Below are 341 nucleotides of genomic sequence, written 5' to 3' on the forward strand. Positions count from 1 at the left end.
ACGTTGGCCACGCCCATCGGCGTCTTGCCGTGCACGGTCTGGCCGTCGATGCGGCCCTCTCCCGTCACCACGAGGTCCGCGTCGCGCACGGCCGCATCGAGCCCGACGGCATCGAGCACGATCTCGATTCCGGGTTTCAGCTGCCCTTCGAGGAACACGACCATCGCCGCCGCGATGCCGCCGCCGGCGCCCGCGCCCGGGCTTTGCGCGATATCCTGGCCGAGGTCGCGCCGGATCACGTCGGCGTAATGCGCAAGCGCGGCGTCGAGCTGCGCGACCATTGCCGGCGTTGCGCCCTTCTGCGGGCCGAACACGGCGGACGCGCCGCGCGGGCCGGTGAG

1 protein-coding gene is annotated in these 341 nt (G+C 72.7%); it reads right to left on the reverse strand.

All coding sequences use genetic code 11. The features are described 5' to 3' along the window. Positions 1–341: glycerate kinase (locus ACEN88_RS34805; protein ID WP_413346979.1), on the reverse strand; the 341-nt coding region annotated here is incomplete at both ends.

The sequence above is a fragment of the Massilia sp. CT11-108 genome, assembly GCF_047302915.1.
In the GTDB taxonomy this organism is placed as follows: domain Bacteria; phylum Pseudomonadota; class Gammaproteobacteria; order Burkholderiales; family Burkholderiaceae_D; genus Telluria; species Telluria orientalis.